The organism is Aquitalea magnusonii (assembly GCF_003202035.1).
Classification (GTDB): Bacteria; Pseudomonadota; Gammaproteobacteria; order Burkholderiales; family Chromobacteriaceae; genus Aquitalea; species Aquitalea magnusonii.
Genome location: NZ_QJKC01000019.1, coordinates 13,135 through 38,905, shown reverse-complemented (window position 1 = coordinate 38,905; position 25,771 = coordinate 13,135). Strand labels below are relative to the sequence as shown.

Annotated in this window: 23 protein-coding genes and 1 pseudogene; 21 read left to right on the top strand and 3 right to left on the bottom strand. The window is 61.2% G+C overall.

The genetic code is table 11. The features are described from left to right. Nucleotides 1-232 precede the first annotated feature (232 nt). The 5 genes from DFR38_RS17290 (at nucleotide 233) to DFR38_RS17270 (ending at nucleotide 5,864) form a co-directional block, all read left to right on the top strand. Nucleotides 233-1,237 (top strand): BMP family lipoprotein, encoded by a 1,005-nt coding sequence (locus DFR38_RS17290; RefSeq protein ID WP_059285556.1) that lies wholly within the window; start codon nucleotides 233-235, stop codon nucleotides 1,235-1,237. A gap of 126 nt (nucleotides 1,238-1,363) precedes the next feature. Beyond that, complete coding sequence (locus DFR38_RS17285; RefSeq protein ID WP_110313682.1) at nucleotides 1,364-2,890, top strand: ABC transporter ATP-binding protein; 1,527 nt, start codon at nucleotides 1,364-1,366, stop codon at nucleotides 2,888-2,890. Then, on the top strand, nucleotides 2,887-3,993 hold the full coding sequence (locus DFR38_RS17280) for an ABC transporter permease (RefSeq protein ID WP_082693366.1): 1,107 nt from the start codon (nucleotides 2,887-2,889) through the stop codon (nucleotides 3,991-3,993). The genes DFR38_RS17285 and DFR38_RS17280 overlap by 4 nt, the downstream gene beginning before the upstream one ends. Next, a complete protein-coding gene (locus DFR38_RS17275) occupies nucleotides 3,993-4,955 on the top strand; it encodes an ABC transporter permease (RefSeq protein WP_110313681.1) in 963 nt (320 codons plus the stop codon). The genes DFR38_RS17280 and DFR38_RS17275 overlap by 1 nt, the downstream gene beginning before the upstream one ends. A gap of 219 nt (nucleotides 4,956-5,174) precedes the next feature. Then, nucleotides 5,175-5,864, top strand: a complete 690-nt coding sequence (locus DFR38_RS17270) for a hypothetical protein (protein WP_146216006.1) — start codon at nucleotides 5,175-5,177, stop codon at nucleotides 5,862-5,864. A 40-nt stretch (nucleotides 5,865-5,904) separates the two neighbouring features. Here DFR38_RS17270 and DFR38_RS17265 read toward each other — a convergent pair whose 3' ends face one another. Both DFR38_RS17265 and DFR38_RS17260 read right to left on the bottom strand, forming a co-directional pair. Then, nucleotides 5,905-8,379: a two-component system response regulator gene (locus DFR38_RS17265; RefSeq protein WP_110313680.1), complete on the bottom strand. Its 2,475-nt coding sequence runs from the start codon at nucleotides 8,377-8,379 to the stop codon at nucleotides 5,905-5,907. A gap of 2 nt (nucleotides 8,380-8,381) precedes the next feature. Next, nucleotides 8,382-10,163 (bottom strand): PAS domain S-box protein, encoded by a 1,782-nt coding sequence (locus DFR38_RS17260; protein ID WP_158527754.1) that lies wholly within the window; start codon nucleotides 10,161-10,163, stop codon nucleotides 8,382-8,384. Between the two features lie 539 nt (nucleotides 10,164-10,702). Here DFR38_RS17260 and DFR38_RS17255 point away from each other — a divergent pair. Then, nucleotides 10,703-12,100: an amino acid permease gene (locus tag DFR38_RS17255; RefSeq protein WP_059285561.1), complete on the top strand. Its 1,398-nt coding sequence runs from the start codon at nucleotides 10,703-10,705 to the stop codon at nucleotides 12,098-12,100. Between the two features lie 80 nt (nucleotides 12,101-12,180). Here the strand turns inward: DFR38_RS17255 and DFR38_RS17250 are convergent, their stop codons facing one another. Further along, a complete protein-coding gene (locus DFR38_RS17250; protein WP_110313679.1) occupies nucleotides 12,181-12,957 on the bottom strand; it encodes a cysteine hydrolase family protein in 777 nt (258 codons plus the stop codon). 195 nt (nucleotides 12,958-13,152) lie between these two features. Between DFR38_RS17250 and DFR38_RS17245 the strand changes: the two genes are divergently transcribed. The 15 genes and pseudogenes from DFR38_RS17245 to DFR38_RS17180 all read left to right on the top strand — a co-directional run bounded on the left by DFR38_RS17245 (nucleotide 13,153) and on the right by DFR38_RS17180 (nucleotide 25,715). Next, a complete protein-coding gene (locus DFR38_RS17245; protein ID WP_059285564.1) occupies nucleotides 13,153-13,359 on the top strand; it encodes a hypothetical protein in 207 nt (68 codons plus the stop codon). A 301-nt stretch (nucleotides 13,360-13,660) separates the two neighbouring features. Further along, nucleotides 13,661-14,251, top strand: a complete 591-nt coding sequence (gene ssuE, locus DFR38_RS17240; RefSeq protein ID WP_059285565.1) for an NADPH-dependent FMN reductase — start codon at nucleotides 13,661-13,663, stop codon at nucleotides 14,249-14,251. Nucleotides 14,252-14,265: 14 nt separating this feature from the next. Next, entirely contained in the window at nucleotides 14,266-15,201 is a 936-nt protein-coding gene (locus DFR38_RS17235) for a sulfonate ABC transporter substrate-binding protein (protein WP_059285566.1), read from the top strand. Nucleotides 15,202-15,245: 44 nt separating this feature from the next. Next, nucleotides 15,246-16,385, top strand: a complete 1,140-nt coding sequence (ssuD, locus tag DFR38_RS17230; RefSeq protein WP_204377443.1) for an FMNH2-dependent alkanesulfonate monooxygenase — start codon at nucleotides 15,246-15,248, stop codon at nucleotides 16,383-16,385. A gap of 9 nt (nucleotides 16,386-16,394) precedes the next feature. Beyond that, a complete protein-coding gene (gene ssuC / locus DFR38_RS17225) occupies nucleotides 16,395-17,186 on the top strand; it encodes an aliphatic sulfonate ABC transporter permease SsuC (protein ID WP_110313678.1) in 792 nt (263 codons plus the stop codon). A gap of 10 nt (nucleotides 17,187-17,196) precedes the next feature. Then, complete coding sequence (locus tag DFR38_RS17220; RefSeq protein WP_211310778.1) at nucleotides 17,197-17,988, top strand: ATP-binding cassette domain-containing protein; 792 nt, start codon at nucleotides 17,197-17,199, stop codon at nucleotides 17,986-17,988. 23 nt (nucleotides 17,989-18,011) lie between these two features. Beyond that, nucleotides 18,012-18,230: a TOBE domain-containing protein gene (locus tag DFR38_RS17215; RefSeq protein ID WP_045844948.1), complete on the top strand. Its 219-nt coding sequence runs from the start codon at nucleotides 18,012-18,014 to the stop codon at nucleotides 18,228-18,230. Between the two features lie 222 nt (nucleotides 18,231-18,452). Next, nucleotides 18,453-19,184 (top strand): annotated as a pseudogene (locus DFR38_RS17210) (methionine ABC transporter ATP-binding protein); the annotation flags it as partial. Nucleotides 19,185-19,235: 51 nt separating this feature from the next. After that, complete coding sequence (locus DFR38_RS21920; protein WP_374556928.1) at nucleotides 19,236-19,466, top strand: NIL domain-containing protein; 231 nt, start codon at nucleotides 19,236-19,238, stop codon at nucleotides 19,464-19,466. Further along, the gene (locus DFR38_RS17205) at nucleotides 19,463-20,140 is read left to right on the top strand and encodes a methionine ABC transporter permease (RefSeq protein WP_059285569.1); all 678 of its coding nucleotides are present in this window, start codon (nucleotides 19,463-19,465) and stop codon (nucleotides 20,138-20,140) included. Before DFR38_RS21920 ends, DFR38_RS17205 begins: the two co-directional genes overlap by 4 nt. A gap of 107 nt (nucleotides 20,141-20,247) precedes the next feature. After that, nucleotides 20,248-21,036, top strand: coding sequence for a MetQ/NlpA family ABC transporter substrate-binding protein (locus DFR38_RS17200; protein WP_059285570.1), 789 nt, complete (start codon nucleotides 20,248-20,250; stop codon nucleotides 21,034-21,036). A 275-nt stretch (nucleotides 21,037-21,311) separates the two neighbouring features. Continuing rightward, entirely contained in the window at nucleotides 21,312-21,839 is a 528-nt protein-coding gene (locus DFR38_RS17195; protein WP_059285571.1) for a rhodanese-like domain-containing protein, read from the top strand. A gap of 41 nt (nucleotides 21,840-21,880) precedes the next feature. Beyond that, complete coding sequence (gene epsC, locus DFR38_RS17190) at nucleotides 21,881-22,828, top strand: serine O-acetyltransferase EpsC (protein ID WP_059285572.1); 948 nt, start codon at nucleotides 21,881-21,883, stop codon at nucleotides 22,826-22,828. A 159-nt stretch (nucleotides 22,829-22,987) separates the two neighbouring features. Further along, nucleotides 22,988-23,920, top strand: a complete 933-nt coding sequence (locus DFR38_RS17185) for a family 2A encapsulin nanocompartment shell protein (protein WP_059285573.1) — start codon at nucleotides 22,988-22,990, stop codon at nucleotides 23,918-23,920. Beyond that, entirely contained in the window at nucleotides 23,895-25,715 is a 1,821-nt protein-coding gene (locus DFR38_RS17180; RefSeq protein WP_110313676.1) for a family 2A encapsulin nanocompartment cargo protein cysteine desulfurase, read from the top strand. Before DFR38_RS17185 ends, DFR38_RS17180 begins: the two co-directional genes overlap by 26 nt. Nucleotides 25,716-25,771: the final 56 nt, after the last annotated feature.

Here is a 25,771-nt window from a genome sequence, read left to right as displayed (position 1 = left end):
TGCGACAAGGTATTTCAAAGTGGAGAGGAAATTGTTTACAGTCAATTTCCCGGTCATTACAATTCGCCGCGCCCATCAAATTGAAATACTGCCTTGTTAGCTGACATCGGTTTAGCCATCAGCAGGTGATGGGTGCAAAATAGCCAATGCGGAAGGTGGGGCTTCCCGATGGTGCATGAACAGGCTAGCGTCCGCTCGTGCATGTTGACCAACAAAACCAAGAGTTCCTGATATGACCATCCAACTGAAACGAGCAAGCCTTGCCGTCGCCCTGTCCATGCTGGCCGGCGCCACCTTTGCCAAGGACTTCACCCCGGCCGTGATCTACGATCAGGCCGGCAAGTTTGACAAGAGCTTCAACGAAGCGGCGTTCAACGGCGCAGAGCGTTTCAAGAAGGAATTCAAGATCAGCTATCGTGAAGGCACCATTGCCTCCGAAGCCCAAAAGGAACAGCTGCTGCGCAATCTGGCGCGCAAGGATGCTGACCTGATCGTTTCCGTCGGCTTCTCCTTTACCCAGGCGGTGGAAACCGTGGCCAAGGAATTCCCCAAGGTGAAATTCACCATTATTGACTCCGTGGCCAAGGGTCCGAATGTGCAGAGCATCGTGTTCAAGGAACAGGAAGGCTCCTTCCTGGTGGGCATGGCGGCTGCCATGGCCTCCAAGTCCGGCAAGGTAGGGTATATCGGTGGCATGGATGTGCCGCTGATCCGCGCCTTTGGCTGTGGCTATGTGCAGGGTGTCAAATACGCCAACAAGAAGGCTGAGGTCATCCAGAACATGACCGGTACCACCCCGCAGGCCTTCAATGACCCGGCACGCGGCACCGAGCTGGCCAAGAGCCAGTTTGACCGTGGCGTGGACGTGGTATTCGCTGCCGCCGGCGGCACCGGCCTGGGTGTGCTGCAGGCTGCCAAGACTGCCAACAAGCTGTCCATCGGCGTCGACAGCAACCAGAACCACCTCTATCCGGGCTTTGTGCTGACCTCCATGGTGAAGCGCGTGGACAATGCGGTGTACGACACCTTCAAGTCGGCCAAGGATGGCAGCTGGAAGCCGGAAGTCAAGGTCATGGGCCTGAAGGAAGGCGGCGTGGACTGGGCGCTGGACAGCAACAACCGCAAGCTGATCTCCGCCGACATGGAAAAGAAAATCGGCGCAGCCAAGAAGGACATCATCAGTGGCAAGCTCAGCGTGGTGGACTACCGCGCCAACAACAGCTGCCCGGTGAAATAACTCTCTAGATCATCTTTTCCCGGCTGCGGCCCGGGAGGACTGCAGGCACGATGGCTCAGGCTATCGTGCCTGTTTGGTTCTTGCGGGGCCGACAACCGGATTCATGGAAATCGGGAACATACGGGCATGACTGATTTCGCCATCGAGCTGAACGGCATCTGCAAGCGTTTCGGCGCAGTGCAGGCCAATCGCGATGTCTCAATGAACATCGCCAAGGGCTCCATACACGGCATCATCGGCGAGAATGGTGCGGGCAAATCCACCCTGATGAGCATTCTGTACGGCTATTACCAGGCCGACAGCGGCAGCATCGCGGTGGATGGCAAGACCGTGCGCATCCGCAACAGCCAGGAAGCCATCCGGCTGGGCATCGGCATGGTGCATCAGCATTTCATGCTGGTGGACAATTTCACCGTGCTGGAAAACATCGTGCTGGGGGCCGAGGGTGGCCTGCTGCTCAAGCAGGGCCTGGCCAAGGCGCGCGAACACCTGCAGGCACTGAATCGCGACTATTCGCTGGAGGTTGACCCGGACGCCATCGTCGGCGAGCTGGGCGTGGGCCTGCAGCAGCGGGTGGAGATTCTCAAGGCGCTGTATCGCGGTGCCGATGTGCTGATTCTGGACGAACCGACCGCCGTGCTGACGCCGCAGGAGGCCGATCACCTGTTCTGCATCCTGCGTGCGCTGCGCGAGCAGGGCAAGACGGTGATCCTGATCACCCACAAGCTGCGCGAGGTGATGGACATCACCGACGCGGTCAGCGTGATGCGTGCCGGCACCGTGGTGGGCAATGTGCGCACTGCCGATGTCGACAAGGAAAAACTGGCCGACCTGATGGTGGGGCGCAAGGTCACGCTGAAAGTGGACAAGGCCGAGCGCGCCCCCGGTGCCGCGGTGCTGGACGTGCGCCAGCTGTGCCTGACCGATGCGCGTGGCGTCAAGCTGCTGGACGACTTGAACTTCCAGGTGCGCGCCGGCGAGATCGTCGGCATTGCCGGGGTATCCGGCAATGGTCAGTCCGAGCTGCTGGAAGTGCTGGCCGGCATGCTGGAGCCGACTTCCGGTGAAATCCGTTACCAGGGGACGGATCTGCTGCAGGAAAAATCCACGCAGCCGCGGGCGGCGCTGTACCGCAGGAAGGGCATCGCCCATGTGCCGGAAGACCGTTCGCGCGAGGGGCTGGTGAAGTCATTCCCCATGTTCGAGAACGCCATTCTCGGTTATCACGACGACAAGAGCGTCAGCAAGGGCGGCTTGTATTCTCGCCAGGCGCTGCTGGCACGCACCCGCGACTTTATCCGCCAGTTTGATATCCGGCCGGACAATGCCCAGCTGCGCGTCGGGCTGCTGTCGGGTGGCAATCAGCAAAAAGTGGTGCTGGCACGCGAGATTCATGCCAATCCGGACTTGCTGCTGATCGGCCAGCCGACCCGTGGCGTGGATATCGGTGCCATCGAGTTCATCCACAAACGGCTGGTGGAGCTGCGCGATGCCGGCAAGGCCATCCTGCTGGTGTCGGTGGAACTGGAAGAAATTCTGGCCTTGTCCGACCGCATCCTGGTGATGGCGGGCGGGCAGATCAGTGGCGAAGTGGCGGCCAGGGAAGCCGACACCGTATCGCTAGGCTTGTTGATGGGGGGGCATAAACAGTGAAATTCGGACAACCGTCCACCTTGCCGCGCTGGGCACAGCTGACTGTGCTGCCGGTACTCAATCTGCTGGCGGCCTTGCTGGTCACCGGCCTGGTGACCTGGCTGATTGGCGAAGATCCGTGGGAATGCCTGCAGCTCTTGGTGAGCGGCGCCTTTGGTAGTGGCGAAGGCATAGGCTACACCCTGTTCTACACCACCGGCTTCATCTTTACCGGGCTGGCCGTGGCCACGGCATTTCATGCCGGACTATTCAATATCGGCGGGGAAGGGCAGGCTTATCTGGCCGGCCTGGGGGTGACGCTGGTGGTGCTGGCGTTTGACCACACCCTGCCGCCCATGGTGCTGGTGCCGCTGTGCATCCTGGCCGCCATGGGTTTTGGCGCGGCCTGGGCCTTTGTTCCGGGCTGGCTGCAGGCCAAACGCGGCAGCCATATCGTGGTCACCACCATCATGTTCAACTTCATCGCCTATTCGCTGATGTTGTACCTGATCGGTCACCACCTGATCGAAGCCGGCTCGCAAAACCCCACCACCCGCGAGTTTGGCCAGGCTTCATGGATTCCGGCCATCCACCAGGTGGCTGCCGGCATGGGCATCAGCCTGCCCAGCACGCCGCTGAACCTGACTTTTGTCATGGCCTTGCTGGCCTGCGGCCTGTTTTACCTGCTGGTGTGGCATAGCCGCTGGGGCTTCCAGCTGCGCACCGTGGGGGTGAACGAAAGCGCGGCGCGCTATGCCGGCATCAATGTCAGCAAGACCATCATCCTGGCGATGTGTGTGTCTGGTGCGCTGTCCGGCTTTGCCGCCATCAACGAGCTGCTGGGTTCCACCCACCGCATGAATGTGTCCTTTACCAATGGCGTGGGCTTTGTCGGCATTGCCGTGGCGCTGATGGGGCGCAACCACCCGGTGGGCATCATCCTGTCGGCCCTGCTGTTTGGCGGCCTGACCCAGGGCGGGCTGGAGCTGTCGTTTGAAAAGCCGGTGATCACCCGTGAAATGATCATCTTCATCCAGGGCCTGATCATCCTGTTTTGCGGTGCGCTCGAAAACCTGTTCGAGCCGTTTATCGCCGGCCTGTTCAAGCGCAAGGAGGACAAATAATGGAACAGCTGTTCAGCTTGCTGGATTCGACCATCCGCGTCGCCACGCCGCTGGTGCTGGCGGCGCTGGCCGGCATGTTCTCCGAGCGCTCCGGCGTGGTGGACATCGGCCTGGAAGGCAAGATGCTGGTGGCGGCTTTTGCTGCCGCTGCCGCCGCCTTTGTCACGCATTCGCCCTGGCTGGGCCTGCTGGCCGGCATCATGGCCTCGGTCAGCCTGGCCATGGTGCATGCCTTTGTCTCGGTCACCTATAACGGCAACCAGCTGATCTCCGGCATGGCCATCAACACCATTGCCTCCGGCATCACGCCGGTGCTGGGGCTGGCCTGGTTCCAGCAGGGCGGCAATACCCCGCAGCTGGATGATGACTCGCGCTTTCACGACATCAGCCTGCCGTTTGCCGATGCGCTGTCGAATGTGCCGCTGGTCGGCCATGTCTATAGCAAGCTCTTGTCCGGGCACAGCATTCTGGTCTATCTCACCATCCTGATCATCCCCGTGGTGAGCTGGGTGGTGTATCGCAGCCGCTTTGGCCTGCGCCTGCGTGCGGTGGGTGAAAACCCGCATGCCGCCGATACCGCTGGCGTGTCGGTGGCGCGGGTACGCTATATCGCGCTGTTCTGGGGCGGTGTGCTGTGCGGGATGGCCGGGACTTTCCTGTCGGTATACCAGACCGGCAGCTTTATCAAGGAAATGACCGCCGGCAAGGGCTTTCTGGCGCTGGCTGCGCTGATTTTCGGCAAATGGCGGCCGCTGCCCGCCGTGCTGGGCTGCCTGTTGTTTGCTTTTGCCGATGCGCTGCAAATCCGGCTGGAAGGGGTGGACCTGCCCGTGGTCGGCCAGATTCCCTCGCAGGCCATCCAGGTGATTCCCTATGTGCTGACCGTGCTGCTGCTGGCTGGCTTTGTCGGTCGCGCCGTGGCGCCCAAGGCCATTGGCGTGCCGTTTGTAAAGTCACGCTAGACAGTCAGACGGCCCATGTGGCGCGTACCCGCAAAAACCGGCCCTGGCCGGTTTTTTTGCGTCTCATGCTGATGGACTGGTGCTGGCAGGTCGAAAAGTCCAGTGAAGTGCACTACAACGAGGATAGTGTGCCAGCCTGCCTGGGCGGTGTCTGGCCAAAGATAACAAACAAGGGCTGCAACCGTCAGCCCAATCCGGGGGAATGCCATGTGGCTGGCCATGCTGACACTGATCCTGGTGGGATGTACTGTCGCCGCGCTGGCCGGCGTGCTGGGTGGCGCGCTGCGCCAGCACGATCCGGAAGCCATGGCCGGACAGGGTCAGCCCGCAGGGGATAGCGTGCTGGGCAAGGTGGCGGCCATCCGCAAGACGCGGGACGACTCCTGGACCCGCCGTCCCTGGCCCTATATCCGCGACCGGCTGACCTTTCCGCCGCTGGATATCCCCGCGGTCATCCTGCATAGCAGCATCACCCCCGGCAAGTGCTACCGCGTGGATCCTGTCACGCTGACCTGTACCTGCAGCTATTTCCTGCTGCGCGGTTCCCATGCCGCCGTCGGCAGCAAGGAAAGGCTGTGTCGTCATCTGCGCAAGGTCTATGCCGAGCGCGGCGCGCTGCCGGCGGTGGTCAATATGGTGTTGCTGGATGATGTGCATTTCTGCGAGACCGACCAGTTGTGGTCGGGCGAGGTGGAAGGGGTGCCGGTGGCCATCGCCTGGCGCGAAGGCGACCCGTGGGTCACCATCTACACCCGCAGCAATGCCCTTAACCAGCCGCCGGAATTCCAGCGCTACAACTTTCACCTCGACCATGCCAGCTGGGCCGACAGCCGCGCGCCCAAGTACAACGCCACCGCCATCCGCCAGATGCTGGCCGACTGGTTTGGCGACCGCAAGCTGATGGCCTGAGCCGCGCGGCTTTCCCTTCACGGCTGATTGGCCACGCAGCCTAGCGGATGGCTTTGCGCGGCTTGCCGGTTGCGGCCCTGGTCTTGCTTGGGGTGGGGCTGCTGTTCTGGGTGGAAAAATACTGCTGCAGATAGTGTTCCAGTGCGGCGGCATCCAGCGGCCGGGAGTAGAAGTAGCCCTGAAAGGTATCGCAGCCGTTTTCCCGCAGAAAAGCCACTTGTTCCATCTCTTCCACCCCTTCGGCGGTGATGCCCAGCATCAGGCTTTTGGCCAGCATGATGATGGCCTTGCACACGGCGGAGTCCTGCATCAGTGCCGGTGTATTGCAGATAAAGGAGCGGTCGATTTTCAGCCGGTCCACTGCCAGGTCTTTCAGCACGGCCATGGACGAGTAGCCGGTGCCGAAATCGTCAATGGCCACGGACACGCCCACGGCTTTCAGTTCTTTCAGGATGCGTTTGCTGTCCTCCAGTGATTGCAGCACGCTTTCGGTGATTTCCAGTTCCAGCAGATGGGGTGGCAGGCCGGAGTGTTCCAGCTCCGCCGCCACGCGCTGGCGAAAATCGGCCTCGACAAATTGCATGACCGATACATTGACCGCGACCTTGAGCGGGTAATGGAAGGTGGTGTTCCAGCGCTGGGCCTCGATACAGGCCTGTTGCAGCACCCAGCTGCCGATCTCCTGGATCAGCCCGCATTCCTCGGCCACCGGGATGAAAATCGCCGGAGGGATGTCCTGCCCGCCATCCTGCCAGCGCAGCAGGGCTTCGAAGCCGATCAGCACGCTATCCTCCACCCGGATCAGCGGCTGGTAGTGCAGGGTAAAGTGCTGTTCCTTGACCGCCTGGCGCAGCCGCTGTTCCAGCCGCAGCCGTTCGTGCACTTTTTCCGCCATGGATTCATCAAAGGTGCAATAGCGCCGCTTGCCGGATTCCTTTGCCTCGTACATGGCGCTGTCGGCGGCGCTGAGCAGTTTTTCCGCGGTGCGGCCATGCTGCGGGTACATGGCAATGCCGATGCTGCAGGTCACCACGATGGTTTCATCGCGGGCTTGCATCGGCTGTTCCAGCTTTTCCAGCAGGCGCCCGGCAATCGCCGTGCAGTCTTCCTCGCTGCTGTGCGGGCAGATGATGAAAAATTCGTCGCCGCCAAAACGCACCGGGATGTCGGAACGGCGCACGGTTTCACGAATGCGCTGGGCCACCACTTTCAGCAACTGGTCGCCGGTGGCGTGTCCCAGGCCGTCGTTGATCAGCTTGAAGCCGTCCAGGTCGATGAACAGCAGGCCCATGCGGCTGCCATTCATTTCCGCGCGCTGCAGTTCGATGGCCAGCTGCTCGTTCAGCAGGTAGCGATTGCCCAGCTCGGTCAGCGCATCATGAAAAGCCATGCGGTTGAGTTCGATTTCGGCTTTCTTGATAGAGCTGACATCGGTGCAGCCAATGATGTAGTGCGAGGGAAATTCATTGTCGTAAGACACCAGGCAGATGTGTTCCCAGGCCGGGAACTGCTCGCCGTTCTTGCGCTGGCACATTACTTCGCCATGCCACCCCACCTCTTTCATCTGGCTGATGCTGTGGTAAAAGTCCGGCGTGTGCTTTTTGACATGCAGCAGTTCGTCGATGTCCTGACCGAGGATTTCCAGCAGGGAAAAACCGGTCATGCGCAAAAAGGCCGGATTGGCCGATTTCACCAGCCGCTCGGCATCGATCACCACGATTCCTTCTGCCGTGGACTGGAATACCGCGCCGGCTTGCTGCAGCAGCTGTTCGGACTTGATGCGTTCGCTGATGTCGCGCAGTACGCCAATCTGCTTGGCGCTTTCCTGCCATTGCGGCTCGTACTCCTGTACCGACATCTCCACCCATACCGCTTCGCCATCGTCCGGGGTGATGGTGGTGATCATGTCGACGCGGCCACGGTCCTTCAGCAACTGGTTCAGCCGGCTCTGGTCGGCGTGTTCCAGCAGGCGCAGGAACGGCGGTGCGGCTTCCTGGCGCGGCTCCATGGCCAGGCCGGTGATCTTGCCGAAATAGCCCTGGCCGGTAAACAGCGATTGCTGCTGGTCCCATTCCCAGATGCCCAGCTGGGCGGTTTCCACCGCCAGCATCAGCAGCTTCTGCTGCTTGTGCACTTCGCGTTCGGCGGTGCGACAGGCCAGCGCCATGCGGATGGTGGCGTTCAGTTCGCGCAGTTCGAAGGGTTTGAGCAGATAGCCGTAGGGCGCACTTTTTTCCGCCTGCTGCAGGATGTTCTCTTCGGCAAAGGCGGTCAGGTAGACCACGGGGATGTCCAGTTGCTGGCGGATGTGCAGGGCGGCAGCGGTGCCGGACATGCCGCCCTCCAGGTGGATGTCCATCAGGATCAGGTCGGGCCGCAGCTCGGCCGCGCTGCGGATGGCCTCCTCGCCGGAGGCGCAGTTGGCGACAACCTCGAAGCCCAGGCTTTGCAAGGCGATTTTCAGATCCAGCGCCACGATGCGCTCATCTTCTACGATCTGGATGCGGTGGGCCATGCTTACTCCCGGATGAGGTCTGGAATGGTCAGGGTGAAACAGCAGCCTTGATCCGGTGCGGTTTCCAGGGTCAGTGTCGCCTTGAGCTGCTCGCTCAGCATGGGCAGGAGCTGAAACCCCAGCGTGCTGGCATGTCCCAGCGACACACCGGGCGGGCAGCCCTGGCCATCGTCGCGTATCTGCAGCACCACGCTGGCAGCGCTGCGCATCTGTATGGCCACCTTGCCGGGACGGCCGGGGCGGAAGGCATGCTTGCAGGCATTGACCACGATTTCGTTGAGGATCAGCCCGAAGGGAATGCTGTTTTGCAATTCCAGATAGGCTTCCTCTCCCTCGCGCTGAAAGCTGAAGGCGATATGGTTGCCATAGCCGGTGCTGACATCGCGCAGCAGATGGATCAGCCGTTCGACATACACCGACATCGGGATGCGCGAGAAGTCATTGCGCTCGTACAGCAACTGGTGGATCAGCGCCATCGAACGCACATGGTTCTGGCTGTCCAGCAAGGCCTTGTTGACCTCGGCCGTGGCATTGCGTGATTGCAGGCTGAGCAGGCTGGAGATCACCTGCAGATTGTTCTTTACCCGGTGATGCACCTCGCCTAGCAGCACGGTTTTTTCCTGCAGCGCCTTTTCCAGTTCCAGCTTGGCATAGTAGCGCTCGGATACATCGGAAATGCAGGCCAGCGTCAGCACTTCCTCGCCCACCTGCATGGGGTTGAGGCCGATTTCACAGGGAAACTGCGAGCCATCGCGGCGCTGGGCAAACAGCGGTTTGCGATTGGCCATGCCGCGGGCCGATGGCGCGGTGAAAAACTGTGTGACATAGCTGTTGTGGGTGGCACGGAAGTCATCGGGCAACAGGCTGGACAGTTTTTCGCCCACCAGCTCGCGCCGGCTGTAACCGAACAGCTGCTCCATGCGGGTGTTGATCAGGCGGATGATGCCGTGCTGGTCCACCATCATCAGACCGTCCGGGGTGGACTCCACCACTTCCCGGAAATAGGTTTCGCTGATTTGCAAGGCCAGTTCGTTTTGCTTGCGGTCCGTGATGTCGATGCCGGAGGCGATCAGGTTGCTGATGGCACCATTTTCATCGTGCAGGGGGCGCAGCATGAAATCGATGATCATGCGGCTGTCGTTCTTCATGCGCACCACCACGTCGTAGCGCACGGTTTCACCGCTGGCGGCACGGGCAATGGCCTGTTGCAGCTCGCTTTGCACCAGTGGATCGTGGTCCCACCAGTAACATTCCCAGAACAGCTTGCCCTGGACGTCGGCAAGTTCCAGCCCGGCCTGTTCCAGCGGTGCGCGGTTGGCTTCCAGCAGCACCCCCTCGCTGCTGAGCACCCCGACAAAGGTGAACAGGGCATCCAGTACCTTGCGGATGCGTTCGTTACTGACGCGGATGGCCAGCTCTGCCCGTTTTTTCAGCGAAATGTCTTCCACCATGGCAATGATGCCGCAAGGCTCGCCTTGCTTGTCAAAGCGCGGGTGGTAGCTGGCATTCCAGTAGGTGATGCAGCCGGAACCGGGAGGGATTTCGGCACTGGCTTCAAAATTGCATTCGGCCAGGCCGCTGGCCATCACCTGGTGCATGATGGCTTCCAGGCCGGGGCCGGCCTCGGGCAAAACGTCGCGCGGGGTGCGGCCGATATGGGCCTCAGGGCTCAGTCCGTTGGAGTCGGCCAGCTGGTGATTGATATGGACATAGCGCAGCTGGCTATCCAGCACCGCAATGCCGATGGGGGAGGTTGCCAGCAAGTCCGCGATCAGTTTTTCCATGCCCATGCCCCGCTATGCCGTATATGGCGACTGAATAGTCATTATGGGTAACGAAAATGAGTATTGAAAGTATTGAATTGGGCATGAGTTGATCGGCCAATGCCGCTATTTGCAGCATGGTTTTGTAGGAATGGGCAAGAATGCAAGGGCGGCAGCGGCTACTGCGCGTGGAGGCCGGGGCTGCTGGCTTCCGCTGGCGGCGGCACTGTGGGCCGGCTGCGGTCGGCAGGCATGGCTGTTGGGTGAATCTGCGGCAATGAATATGCAGTGATGGCGATTATTCAGAATGCGGCGATTATTTTATTCCGGTTTTAATATATTCATTCGGATGGCCGAATAAATGAAGCGGTCGTCGTTCGGATTTTCGGATGAATAAATCTACTGTACCAATATCCATAAAACCTGCGTTGCGCCGAATAGATGAACTGTTTAGCATGCACCCGTTGTCAGATCAAAGATTATCAGCGTGTCGCTTGACAGGATAATGTCACGGCTTTGATAGTCACGCATAAATATGTGAAACCAACGGGAAAATCATCGTGTCAGAAAATCAAGGTGACAAAAAGCTGCAGCGCGGGCTTGAGGCACGGCACATCGAGCTGATCGCCCTGGGCGGTACCATCGGTGTCGGGCTGTTCATGGGTTCGGCCAGCACGCTTAAATGGACCGGGCCATCGGTATTGCTGGCTTATGCCATTGCCGGCGTATTTATCTTCTTCATCATGCGCACCATGGGCGAGATGCTGCATACCGAACCGGTAGCCGGCTCATTTGCCTATTACGCCTATAAATATCTCAGTCCTTACTGGGGTTATCTGACCGCCTGGGCTTATTGGCTGATGTGGATAGCGGTGGGTATTTCGGAAATCACCGCCGCCGGGGTTTATGTGCAGTACTGGTTCCCTACGGTGCCACAATGGGTGCCGGCCATTGCCTTTGTCGGCATTCTGGCGGCATCCAATCTGCTGGCGGTACGCCTGTATGGCGAATTTGAATTCTGGTTCGGCCTGATCAAGATTTCCACCATCGTGGTGATGATTCTGGTGGGCCTGAAGCTGATTCTGGTGGGCGGTGCCGACATGCCGGCCATCGGTTTTGCCAACCTCACCGCGCATAGTGGTTTCTTTGCCGGTGGCTGGCAGGGCTTCCTGTTCGCACTGTGCCTGGTGGTGGCGGCGTACCAGGGGGTGGAGCTGGTGGGCATTACCGCCGGTGAGGCCAAGAACCCGCAAGTCACGCTCAAGCGCGCCATCAACAACATCATCTGGCGCATCCTGATTTTCTATGTGGGTGCCATCTTCGTCATCGTGGCCATCTACCCGTGGAACCAGATCGGCAGCAGCGGCAGCCCCTTCGTGCTGACCTTTGCCAAGGTGGGCATTGCCGCCGCAGCGGGTGTCATCAACTTCGTGGTGCTGACCGCAGCGCTGTCCGGCTGCAATAGCGGCATCTATAGCTGTGGCCGCATGCTGTACACCCTGGCGCAGAACAAGCAGCTGCCGTCCTTCCTGGCCAAGGTGTCCAAGGGCGGGGTGCCAGTCAACGCCATCTGGGTGACCATCGCCTGCATCGGCCTGGGTTCGGCGCTCAACTACATCATCCCGAATCCGGAGCGGGTATTCGTCTATGTCTACAGCGCCAGCGTGTTGCCGGGCATGGTGCCCTGGTTTGTGGTGCTGCTGTGTCAGGCCCGCTTCCGTGTGGCGCATAGCGACAAGATGGCGGCACATCCCTTCAAGTCCATCCTGTTCCCCTTCACCAACTGGCTGACCATTGCCTTCCTGGTGTGCGTGCTGTTTGGCATGCTGGTGAATCCGGACACCCGTGTCTCGCTGTTTGTCGGCAGCGGCCTGCTGCTGGTAGTGTCCGTGGTGTACAAGATGTTCAATCTGGGTCGTCATCACCAGCCGGCACTGGCTGCGGTGGAGCGTGACTGAGTGACGAGCCGGCGTGCCACTGCACGCCGTTAATGTGCAAAGGGCGTGCCTGTGGGCACGCCCTTTTTGCTGGTGAAGTCTCAGTCGAATACCGCAGTGCTGCGCTGCAGGCTGGCGCCCAGCTGGCGGATTTCGGCGACAAAGTCCGCCGCCTGTTTTTCGAATCCTGGCACCGGGCTGCTGCAGTCTTCCAGAAGGATCAGCTTGCGGGCGAAGTCTGGCCCCAGATGACGCAGCAGGCTGCGCACCGAGCTGGCCACGCAGTGTGACAAGGCTTCGCCGCCCACCAGCACGCGGTCTGCTGCCTGCAGTGCGGCCAGCTGCTGGTGGTCGAAGCAGGTGGCAGGGTCGTCGGCACGCGGCACATCGGCCTCAAAGGCGGAAAAGTGCTCGGTCAGCGGGTTCAGCCCCTTGAACAGCAGCTGTATCACCCGCAGCCGCTGGCATTCCCACTGCTGCAATGCCTGGTTCAGCTCCTGATGGATAGTGTGTCCCCAGCTGCCCACCAGGCAGTGTGGCGGCCACACATACAGCTGGCTCTGCTGCAGATAGGCGCGCACCTCGCTTAGCAGTGCCGGGTCGGCCGGCAGCCAGCGTCCGCTGTCGACATCCTCCAGGCTGATCGGGGTGTGCAGCGGCTGCTCGCCATGCGGGCCGCGCCAGAAGGCGGGGTGGGCGATGTCGTAGCGATGATGGCTGTCCAGCGTCACGGTAATGCCGTCCAGCCGCGCAGCGTGCTGCTTGATCAGCTGGGCCAGCCGCGCCAGGTCGGCATTGGCGCCGCTGACCGGTAGGGCAGCGTGCGGCAGGTCACAAAAATCGTTCTGGGGATCGATGATCAACAAATGATGGCGCATGCTGGCCTCGCAGTCTGGCTGGACGCATATTGTGCGGCAACTGCGGTTTTTTGGACAGGCGGGCGCTGGCCTGGCGCAGTGGCCGGATTGGTCTCCTCGCTGGCGCCATTTGCGCTTGGTGAACCGAGCAAGCTTGCCATGTCATCGACTTCTGGCATTATAAATTTTCATTTCAATGACTTTGAAGGAGATATCATGGGACTGCTGGATACCCTGGGTGAAGTAGCCGGTGCCATTGCTGCGGTGGAAGCAGCCGAGAAGCTGGACCCGGATGCGGGCCTCCTGACCAAGGGCATTGCCGCTGTGGCCGGTTTCAAGGGTGCGGGCGCACTGGAAGACATGCTGGAGAAGAAGGACGACAGCACCAGCGACGCCGCTCAGGACGACCAAGCCCAGGCTTGAGCCCGGCTTGAAGCTGCCATCAGCCAGCCCGTGCCGCACACCAGCAGCACGGGCTTTTGTCTGTCTGTCACCTGTAGCCGCCAAGCAAAGCCCTGCGCCTTATTGCCTTACGGCTGCTACTGTCTGCACCGGTGCGCCTTGCCAGCGCGCCACTAGGCTTTTTCCTTGGCTGCGCTAAGTAAATCACATTGTTTCATTAGCATTTTCTCTGCTAACAAGTCCAATTATTATTGGTTATGGATATAACAGGGCTCTGCTAAGGTGCTGCTCATTGCCATGACGCACTGCGGAAACCCCACCCATGACCGTTCTCGCCATTCTCGGCAGCCCCAGTAAAACCTCGCGCACCGCGCGCCTGATCGAGCGCAGCCGCGTTGCGCTGACTGCACTGGATATCGAGCTGCAAACCATCAGCATTCACGACTTCCCGGCCGATGCGCTATTGCACGGCCAGTTTTCCCATCCGCAAATCCAGGAATTCCAGCAGCGGGTCGGTGCGGCCAGCGGGCTGATCATCGCCACTCCGGTGTACAAGGCGGCTTATGCCGGTGCGCTCAAGGTGCTGCTGGACCTGATTCCCGAAGGCGGCCTCGCCGGCAAACCGGTATTGCCGCTGGTGAGCGGCGGCAGCCCCGGCCATTTGCTGGCGGTGGATTACTCCATCAAGCCGGTGCTGGCAGCGCTCAAGGCCAGTGCCATCCACCAGGGGGTGTATGCGGTTGAGTCGCAAATCGGCGCCAATGCCAATGGGGAGGCCGAACTGGCCGAGGAGCTGGAACAGCGCCTGCAAACCGCCGTGCATGAGTTTGCCGCGCTGCTGGGGGTGAATGCCCCGGCCCCGCATGCGCCGCGCTATGCCAACGATTTCATTTCCCGGCTGATCAGCCTGTAATTCCGGACTTCATCATGACTCTATCCCTCCTGAAAAAAACGCTGGGTCTCGCCGTGCTGGCGAGCTGGTCGCTGGCAGCCCACGCGCTGGACCTGAATGTCGGCTATCAGAAAAGTGCCATCAATCTGGTGTCACTCAAGGCGCAAGGCACGCTGGAAAAACAACTGGCCCCGCTGGGCGTGACGGTGAAATGGTATGAATTCCAGGCCGGCCCACCGATTCTGGAAGCCATGAATGCCGGCAGTGTCAGCATCGGCATGACTGGTGACTCACCGCCGGTATTCGCCCAGGCTGCCGGGGCCAATATCGTGTATATCGGCCAGGAGCCATCCAAGCCGGAATCGTCGGCCATTCTGCTACCGGCCGGTTCGCCCATCAAGAAGCTGGCCGATCTCAAGGGCAAGCGCGTGGCCTTTACCAAGGGCTCCAGCGCGCACTACCTGACAGTGGCCGCACTGAAGAAAGCCGGCTTGCAGTACAGCGACATCACCCCGGTTTACCTGACACCGTCCGAGGCGCGTGCCGCCTTCGAACGCGGCAGCGTCGATGCCTGGAGCATCTGGGACCCGTACTACGCAGCGGCCACCCGTGGCGGTGGTGTGCGTGTGCTGTCCACCGGCAAGGGGCTGAGCGCCAACAACACCTTCTATCTGGCGGCACGTGACTTTGCCCAGGCCAACCCCAAGGTGATTGCCATCGTGTTCAAGGCGTTGACCGACAACAACAAACAGCTGCGCGGCGATGTGCAGCAAGTAGCCAAAACCCTGTCCGGCTACACCGGGCTGGAAGCGGAAACCTATGCCGCCATGCTCAGCCGTCACCCGGACTACAGCGTCAGCTATGTCAATGCCAAAACCATCCAGCAACAACAGCAAGTGGCCGATACCTTCCACGCACTGGGCCTGATTCCCAAGGCCATCAAGGTGCAGGACGCGGTATGGAAGCCCTGAGCGCAATTCAAGAACAAGCAAAGAACAAGACAGGAATAATGGACATGCAGATTTTCTGGTTTTTCCCCACCCATGGTGATGGTCGTTATCTGGGCAGCCCGGAAGGTGCGCGCACCGTGGATCTGGACTACCTCACCCAGATTGCCCGCGCGGCCGACAGCCTGGGTTTTGATGGCGCGCTGATTCCCACCGGCCGTTCGTGCGAAGACCCGTGGGTGACCGCCGCCACGTTGATTCCGGCCACCCGCAAGCTGAAATTCCTGGTGGCAGTGCGCCCCGGCATCATGTCGCCCACGGTGGCGGCACGCATGGCCTCCAGCTTTGACCGCCTGTCGCAAGGTCGCCTGCTGGTGAATGTGGTGGCCGGGGGCGACCCGGTGGAACTGGCCGGTGATGGCAGCTGGCTCAGCCACGACGAGCGCTACGAAGCCGCCAGCGAATTCCTGCATATCTGGAAGGGCGTACTGGCCGGTGACAAGGTGAATCTGGACGGCAAGCACATCAAGGTGAGCGATGCCCAGTTGCTGTATCCGCCGGTGAGCAAGCCTTATCCGCCGCTGTATTTCGGTGGGTCGTCGGATGCTGCGCATGATCTGGCGGCCGAGCATGTGGATGTCTACCTCAGTTGGGGCGAGCCGCCAGCGGAAGTGGCCAAGAAGATTACCGATGTGCGGGCGCGGGCGGCAAAGCTGGGCCGGACGGTGCGCTTTGGCATCCGTCTGCACATCATCGTGCGCGAAACCAATGAAGAAGCCTGGGCTGCGGCCGACCGGCTGATCAGCCGTCTGGACGACGCCACCATCGCCAATGCACAGAAAACCCTGGCGCGAGCCGACTCGGAAGGCCAGCGCCGCATGGCTGCGCTGCATGGCGGCAGCCGCGACAAGCTGGAAATCTCGCCCAATCTGTGGGCGGGCATTGGTCTGGTGCGTGGCGGCGCAGGCACGGCGCTGGTGGGGGATGGACCCACCGTGGCGGCACGCATGCAGGAATACGCCGAGCTGGGCATCGAAACCTTCGTATTCTCCGGTTACCCGCACCTGGACGAAGCCTACCGTGTGGCCGAGCTGCTGTTCCCGCATCTGCCGGACCGTCTCAAGGCCAGCATCGGCCAGCAGCCGGCAGGCGAGGTGATGGCCAATCAGCTGTTGCCCAATGAAACCCGCCTGGCGGCGGCTTCCTGAGGAGCGCCCATGTCACGTTCTGTCTCATTCGCCCGCGGGCTGTGGCAGCGCCTGCTGCCCTGGCTGGTGCCGCTGTTATTGGTGATCGGCTGGCAGATTGCCTCGCTGGCCGGTTGGCTGAACCACCGGGTTCTGCCAGCACCCAGCGAAGTGCTGGTGGCCTTCTGGCAATTGCTCAGCAGTGGCGACCTGTTCCGCCATCTGGCGGTCAGTTTTGCGCGTGTGGCCAGCGGTTTTGTCATCGGTGCCGGCCTTGGTCTGGCCTTCGGCCTGCTGGCCGGGGTATCCCGACTGGGTGAGGCCTTGTTCGACACCACCTTGCAGATGCTGCGCAATATCCCGCCGCTGGCCATCCTGCCGCTGGTGATTCTGTGGTTCGGCATTGATGAATCGGCCAAGGTGTTTCTGGTGGCCTTCGGGGTGCTGTTTCCGGTCTACCTCAACACCTATCACGGCATTCGCTCGCTCGACCCGCAGCTGCTGGAAATGGCGCGCAGTTATGGCGTGAGTGGCAAAGCCCTGTTCTGGCAGGTGGTGCTGCCCGGTGCCTTGCCGTCGATTCTGGTGGGCATCCGCTACGCACTGGGCATTGCCTGGATCATCCTGATCGTGGCGGAAACCCTGTCCGCCACCAGCGGCATCGGCTATCTGGCGGCCAATGCGCGCGAGTTCCTGCAAACCGACATCGTGGTGCTGTCCATCCTGTTGTATGCCGCACTGGGCAAGGTGGTGGATGTAGCCGCCCGCGCACTGGAAAAACGCTGGCTGCGCTGGCATCCGTCCTACTTCAAGGCCGCCTGAGGAGAGCATGATGAAACTGGATGATCTCAAGACCAGCAGTCCCATCCTGTTGCAGGGCCTGAGTCGGCGCTTTGGCGAGCGCGTGGTGCTGGATGCGCTCGACCTGCATATTCCGCAGGGACAGTTTCTGGCTATTGTCGGGCGCTCCGGCGGCGGCAAGAGCACCTTGCTGCGTTTGCTGGCCGGGCTGGATCAGGCCGATGGCGGCATGTTGCAGCAGCCGGCCGGGCAAAGCGTGCGGGTGATGTTTCAGGAAGCCCGCCTGCTGCCGTGGAAGAGCGTGCTGGACAATGTGGCGCTGGGCTTGCCAGCAAATCGTCGTGGCGAAGCCGAGCAGGCTTTGGCTGAAGTAGGGCTGGCTGACCGGGCGCAGGAATGGCCGGCCCGGCTGTCCGGTGGCCAGCGCCAGCGGGTGGCATTGGCGCGGGCGCTGGTGCATCAGCCGTCCTTATTATTGCTGGACGAACCCTTGGGCGCGCTGGATGCGCTGACCCGGCTGGAAATGCAGGGTCTGATCGAGCGCCTGTGGCAGCAGCATGGCTGCACCACGGTGCTGGTGACGCACGATGTCAGCGAAGCCGTGACCCTGGCCGACCGTGTAGTCCTGCTGGAAGCGGGCCGCGTGGCGCTGGATTTGCCAGTAGATTTGCCGCGCAGCCGTGACCCGGCCGATAGCCGCTTTGTCGCGCTGGAGCAGCACATCCTGCAACGCGTGCTGCAAGGGCCTTCCTTTACTACCCCGTTAATCAATGAAATACCGCTCGCGTCGCTGCATTTCTCGCAGCTGCATTGGGCCTTGTAACTCCATTACATAGAAAGCAGAGCATGAGCATTCAATCCATTAATGTGCGCAACCAGTTCAAGGGCGTGATCAAGGAAATCATCGAAGGGCCGGTCTTGTCCGAAGTGGATGTGGAAACCGCCTCCGGCATTGTCACCTCGGTAATCACCACCCGCTCGGTGCGCGAGCTGCAGCTGAAGGTGGGCTCGCCGGTGGTGGCCTTCGTCAAATCCACCGAAGTGTCGATCGCCACCCTGGCCTGAGTGGACATTGGTCTTCCAGCGCAGGCTGGCCGTCTTGGCCTGTGCTGGAAGACAAGCGCATGCAGTTTTCTGTATCCAATATTCTCCAAAACGATATACAACAAAATTTTTATTATTTTTGGTTTGTAACAACAATCGCTAGACTTGCCACTCCTGACGGGTTATCCCCCGTCGCTCACCCGCTTTCTGCCCGACCAGGGCAGGGGATAGAACGCAGACGGTATGATAGAAGTACGCAATCTCAGCAAGCATTTCAGCCATGAAGGCCGCAGCATCGCCGCACTGGACGATGTCAGCCTGCAAGTGGCCGCCGGAGAAATCTACGGCATCATCGGCCGCTCGGGGGCCGGTAAAAGTACCCTGATTCGTTGCCTCAACCTGCTGGAGCGCCCGGATAGCGGCACGGTGACGCTGGGCGAGCAGGAACTCACCGCCTTGCCGGAAGCCGAGCTGCAACTGCGCCGCCAGCGCATTGGCATGGTGTTCCAGCATTTCAATCTGCTGCGTTCGCGCACTGTGGCCGGTAATGTGCGCTTCCCGCTGGAACTGGCAGCTACCCTGAGCCCGGCGCAAATGGACGCGCGGGTGGACGAATTGCTGCAACTGGTGGGCCTCGCCGATCACAAGGATAAACGTCCGTCGCAATTGTCCGGCGGGCAAAAGCAGCGCGTGGGCATTGCCCGTGCGCTGGCCAATCACCCGGACCTGCTGCTGTGTGACGAAGCCACCTCCGCGCTGGACCCGGAAACCACCGATTCCATTCTGGCCCTGCTGGCCGATATCAACCGACAGCTCAATCTCACCATTGTGCTGATTACCCACGACATGCGGGTGATTCGCCAACTGTGCGATCACGTGTCGGTGATGGATCACGGCAAGGTGGTGGAAAAGGGCAGTGTGCTGGATGTGTTCCTGCAACCGCAGCATGCCGTCACCCGCAGCCTGCTGGCCGAAACCGGCTTTGGTCAGGGCGAGCGTGTTGACGCCTGGCGTGCGCGCATTGGCGTGCCGCTGCTCAAGCTCACCTTTGTCGGTGAACCCACGCTCAGCCCGGTGCTGGACAAGGTAGGCCGCGAAACCGGCCTGCGCGTCAACCTGCTCAGCGGCACCTTGAGCGAAATCCGTGACACCCCTTGCGGCCAGCTGCTGGTAGGCGTGGTGGCGTCTGATGTGGAACTGCCGGCCTTGCCGGAGATTTTTGCCCGCGAGGGTGTACGTTGCGAGGTGCTGGCATGAGCGGATTCGACCCAAGCCTGTTGTTGACGGTGGACTGGCCGGAAATCGGCACTGCCACCCTGGATACCCTGACCATGCTGGGCGTGTCCCTGCTGTTTACCATTGTGTTCGGCCTGCCGCTGGGCGTGCTGCTGTACATCAGCGCACCGGGCCAGCTGCGCGCCCGCCCGCGGCTGTATGCGGTGATGTCTTTTCTGGTGAATGTGCTGCGCTCGCTGCCCTTTGTCATTTTGCTGATTGTGCTGATTCCGCTCACCCTGCTGCTGGTGGGTACCTCTATCGGTGTGGCTGGTGCCATCGTGCCGCTGGTGGTGGGGGCCATTCCCTTCTTTGGCCGTCTGGTGGAAAACGTGCTGCGCGAGGTGGATCGTGGCGTGATTGAAGCCAGCCAGTCCATGGGCGCCAAGCTGCCGCAGATCGTGTTCAAGGTGCTGCTGCCAGAAGCCATGCCTGGCTTGATTGGCGCGGCGACTGTCACCGCCGTGGCGCTGGTGGGTTATACCGCCATGTCCGGGGTGATTGGCGGCGGTGGCCTGGGCGATCTGGCCATCCGCTACGGCTATCAGCGCTTCCAGACCGAGGTGATGATCGTCACCGTGGCCCTGCTGCTGGTGCTGGTGCAAGCCCTGCAAACTGCCGGCGATGCCCTGGTGCGTCGCTGTCGCTTCGGCTGATTCAGCCGCCAGCACATTACTGTATTCCCTTTGTTGTGAATCCCTGTGCAGCCGGACTTGACCGGCTGTATGGACCCCCTTTGCCCATTGATCTGGAGATAATAAAGATGAAACGTGTTTCCAAGCTGTTTGCTGCCCTGAGCCTGAGCGTGGCCGCCCTGGCCGTACACGCCGAAAATGTAAAACTGGTGGTGGCTGCTTCCCCGGTGCCGCACGCTGAAATCCTGGAAGCCCTGAAGCCCACCCTGGCCAAGCAAGGTGTCGACCTGCAAGTCAAGGTGTTCAATGACTACGTGCTGCCCAATACCCAGGTAGAAGAAAAGCAGCTGGATGCCAACTTCTTCCAGCACATTCCGTATCTGGACAAGTTCAACAAGGACCGTGGCACCCACCTGGTGGTGGCGTCCAAGCCGGTGCACATCGAGCCGTTTGCTGCTTACTCTAGCAAGTACAAGAAAGTGGCTGACTTGCCGCAGGGCGCTACCGTGGCCATCCCGAATGACCCGACCAATGCCGGCCGTGCGCTGCTGCTGCTGGATCAGGGCGGTGTGATCAAGCTGAAGGACCGTAAGAACATCTACCCGACCACCAAGGACATCGTGTCCAATCCGAAAAACATCAAGATCAAGGAACTGGAAGCCGCTACCCTGCCGCGCGTGCTGAACCAGGTGGATATCGCCCTGATCAATGCCAACTACGCGCTGGAAGCCAAGCTGAACCCGAAGAAGGATGGCCTGTTTACCGAAACCACCTCGCCGTACGCCAACCTGCTGGTTGCCCGTCCGGACAACAAGGACAGCGCCGCCATCAAGAAACTGGCTGCTGCGCTGAACAGCCCGGAAGCCAAGAAGTTCATCGAAACCAAGTACCAGGGTGCGGTGATTCCGGCTTTCTAAGCCTGAAACGCACGATCTGACTGCCCCGGACGGGATGGCTACGGCCATCCCGTTTTTGTTTTTTCAAGCCATGCATTACCTGCTTTCAATCGTTTTGTAAGCACCTGCCTGCTCAGAACACGAAGATTCTTTTTGTTATTCCAGAAAATGCCATAAGAGCGGCATGGTTATCTATTTTCTTCATAATCACTGCAGTTTTTCTTGCTTAGTCGGCGGCACGCTGCCGCGTATATTGGTCTGCAACGCAACAGATCAAGCAGCGCAAGGAGACCCGCATGAGCCAACTGCATTCCCCCGTCAGCACCAGCCAGGCCGGCCCGACCGGCCATCAACTCAGCGCCACCGATGCGGTAACAGCCAGCGCAGAACTGCTGGAAATTGCCCGCCTGCGTGCGGCAGACAGCGGCCTTGCCTATACCGGCGCACTCTACCCGCTGGAAGCCTGGTCGCTGGTGGAGGCCGGTGTGGCCACGCTGGTGGATGTGCGTACGGCAGAAGAGCGCAAATTCGTCGGCCAGGTGCCTGGCTCGCTGCATGTGGCCTGGCAGACCGGTACGGCATTGATCAAGAACCCGCGTTTCCTGCGCGAGCTGGAAAACAAGGCCGGCGGCAAGGACAGCATCGTGGTGCTGCTGTGCCGCAGCGGCAAGCGTTCCGCCGCCGCGGCCGAGGCAGCTGCCAAGGCCGGCTTTACCCAGGTGTACAACGTGCTGGAAGGTTTCGAGGGCGATCTGGACAGCCAGAACCAGCGCGGTGATGTGGGTGGCTGGCGTTACTGGAACCTGCCCTGGCAGCAAGACTGAAACCCGGCCCAGGCCCGACTGACGATAGAGCGAGTGAAGCCATGAATGATCTGGTCCGCCCCTTTGGTCCTTCCCAGCCAGTGGTACACGACTGGCATCTGGACAGTGTAGTCAGCGCCCTGCATGCGGCGCGTGCCGACTGGCGGCAAAGCCAGGGCCGTTTGCGGGATTTTTCCACCCGTGAATTTCCGTCCCGTGCCGTCTTGCGTGACGTCGTGGCCACGCTGGCTGCTGCGCTGTTTCCGATGCGGCTGGGCCCGCCCGGCCTGCGTGACAGCAGCGAGGACTTTTTCGTTGGTCACAGTCTGGCGGTGGCGCTGGATGCGCTGGCGGCACAAGTGGTGCTGGAGCTGCGCTATAGCGCCCGCTTGAACGGTTTGTCGGCAGAAGACAGCGAGGCGCAGTCGGAGGCCCGGTCTGTCAGCATCGTCCAGCAGTTTGCTGCTGCCTTGCCCGACCAGCGCCGCCTGCTGGATGCCGACATCACCGCCGCCTGGCAGGGCGACCCGGCAGCGCGCAGTGTGGATGAAGTGCTGCTGTGCTATCCGGGCATCAACGCCATCCTGCATCACCGCCTGGCGCACTTGCTGTATCGCGCTGGCTTGCCCCTGATTGCCCGCATCATCGCCGAAATTGCCCATGGTGAAACCGGTATCGATATCCACCCCGGTGCGCAGATCGGTGCCGGCTTTTTCATCGATCACGGCACTGGCGTGGTGATAGGCGAAACTGCTGTCATCGGTGAGCGGGTGCGGCTGTATCAGGCCGTCACCCTGGGTGCCAAGCGCTTCGAACAGGGCGAGGATGGCAGCCTGCTCAAGGGCCAGCCGCGCCACCCCATCGTGGAGGACGATGTGGTGATTTATGCCGGGGCCACCGTGCTGGGGCGCATCACCATCGGCCGCGCTTCCAGCATAGGCGGCAATGTCTGGCTCACCCGCAGCGTGCCACCGGGCAGCCAGATCAGCCAGGCCAGCCTGCAGGGCTGATTCAGGCTCGGTCCTTCGCTCATTTAAGACAATTCCGATGAATTACCCCACCGCCCTGCGGCAAGCTGCCGGGCTTGGCGGAGTATTGCCTGCAGGCCGCCGGCAAGGGGGCTGTGTTGCCTGCAATTTGTTTCTTCCACCATCCCTTATGGAGCAGACATGTCTCAACATCAGGACATCAAACAGGCACTGGGCGACAACGCCGCGCGCCAGCTGGCCAATGCCACCAAAACCGTACCGCAGTTGTCCACCATCAGCCCGCGCTGGCTGGTGCACCTGCTGCAATGGTCGCCGGTAGAAGCGGGCATTTTCCGGCTGAACCGGGTGAAAAATGCTGCCGGTGTGCAAGTGGCCTGCTCGCAGCGCGACGAATCCGAACTGCCGCAAACCTTTGTCGATTACGAAGAGCACCCGCGTGAGCTGTTCCTGAATGCGGTGACCACCGTGCTGGACGTGCACACCCGCGTGTCCGACCTGTACAGCAGCCCGCACGACCAGATCAAGGAACAGCTGCGCCTGACCATCGAAACCATCAAGGAGCGGCAGGAATCCGAGCTGATCAACAACCCGGAATACGGCTTGCTGGCCAATGTCGACGACACCCAGCGCATCTCCACCCTGACTGGCGCACCGACCCCGGATGATCTGGACGAGCTGCTGACCAAGGTATGGAAAGAGCCGGGCTTCTTCCTGGCCCACCCGCTGGCCATTGCCGCCTTCGGTCGTGAATGCACCCGTCGTGGCGTGCCGCCGCCGACCGTGAGCCTGTTCGGTTCGCAGTTCATCACCTGGCGCGGTGTGCCCATCATCCCGTCGGACAAGCTGCCTATCGACGAAGACGGCAAGACCAAAATCCTGCTGCTGCGCGTGGGTGAAAAGCGTCAGGGTGTCATCGGCCTGTACCAGCCGGGTGTGGCCGGCGAGCAGAGCCCGGGCCTGTCGGTGCGCTTCATGGGCATCAACCGCAACGCCATCGCGTCCTACCTGATTTCGCTGTATTGCTCGCTGGCCGTGCTGACCGAAGATGCGCTGGCCGTGCTCGAAGACGTGGAGATTGGCAAGTACCATGACTACCCAGATACCTACAAGTAAGCCTGCCGGCCTGCCAGACGGCCTGCCGGATGTCGCCCAGCTGGCGAATCTGGCCAATGCCTTCTTCAGCGCCTTGCCGGGACAGCAGCCAGGCAGCCTGCCACCTGCCGCCAGCGGACTGAATCTGGACGTGGCTGGCCCGCAGCTGTCGCCGCAGCCTGCTGCGGCCGCCGCACACACGCCGGAACCGGCGGCACTGGATGGCTTTGGCCGGGGTGGCCCGCATGCCTACGCGGTGCCGCAAGGCTATGGCGCGGCCATTCCGCAACTGGCTGCCGCCCAGCCTTCCGCGCCGTCGTTGGCCGGGTCAGCCGTGCCGTCCTCGCCGTATTACTTTATCGGCGAATCCTCGGCTTATCCCTCCGCTGCACCGGATGTAGCGGTGGATGACCGGGTGACGGCGCAGTCCTTCGGCCTGCCCGGGGCGGATGAGCTGCGTGCCTTGCTGGCCGGTGACAGTCGCCAGCCGGTGGTGGCAACTCCGGCGCAGGGTAACAGCCACGGCTATTACTTTGTCGAGGAGTGGCCGCAGCATGGCAAGGCACCGGATTTCGACCGCAAGGTGGCCAGTCGCGGCCATGGCTTCGATGTGAACGCCGTGCGCCGTGACTTCCCCATCCTGGCCGAACGGGTGAATGGCAAGCCGCTGATCTGGCTGGACAACGCCGCTACCACGCACAAGCCGCAAGCGGTGATCGACCGGCTGGCCTATTTCTACCAGCACGAAAACTCCAACATCCACCGTGCCGCGCATGAGCTGGCGGCACGGGCGACGGATGCCTATGAAGCGGCCCGTAACAAGGTGGCGCGCTTTATTGGCTCACCCAGCCCGGATCAGGTGATTTTCGTGCGCGGAGCCACCGAAGCCATCAACCTGGTGGCCAATACCTGGGGGCGCCAGAATATCGGCGCTGGCGATGAAATCGTGGTGTCGCAGCTGGAGCACCACGCCAACATCGTGCCCTGGCAGATGCTGGCAGCAGCCAGCGGCGCCAAAATCCGGGTGATTCCGGTGGATGACAGCGGCCAGATCCTGCTGGACGAATACCGCAAGCTGCTGAACAGCCGCACCAGGCTGGTGGCCATCACCCAGGTATCCAATGCACTGGGTACGGTGACGCCGGTACAGGAAATCGTGGCGCTGGCGCATGCCGCCGGGGCGCGGGTGCTGGTGGACGGGGCGCAATCGGTATCGCACATGCGGGTGAACGTGCAGGCGCTGGATGCAGACTTCTTCGTGTTCTCCGGGCACAAGGTGTTTGCACCCACCGGCATTGGCGTGGTGTACGGCAAGCAGGAATTGCTGGACAGCATGCCGCCGTGGCAAGGGGGTGGCAATATGATTGCCGATGTCACCTTCGAGAAAACGCTGTATCAGCCGGCGCCCAACAAGTTCGAGGCAGGCACCGGCAATATCGCGGACGCGGTGGGCCTGGGCGCAGCCATCGACTATGTCGAGCGTATCGGGCTGGAAGCCATTGCCCATTACGAGCACGACCTGCTGGTGTATGCCACCCACGGCCTGCAGTCGGTACCGGGTTTGCGCCTGGTCGGCACGGCAGCCAACAAGGCCAGCGTGCTGTCCTTTGTGCTGCCGGGCTATCGCACCGAGGAAGTGGGCAAGGCGCTGAATCAGGAAGGCATTGCGGTGCGCTCCGGCCACCACTGCGCCCAACCGATTCTGCGGCGCTTCGGGCTGGAAGCCACGGTACGGCCTTCGCTGGCTTTTTATAACACCTGCGAGGAAGTCGATACCCTGGTAGCGGTATTGCAGCGGCTGGCACGCCGCCGTTAGCGCCTGGCGTTGAGGGGCAAGGGCCGATGCACATGCATCGGCCCTTGTTTCGTGTG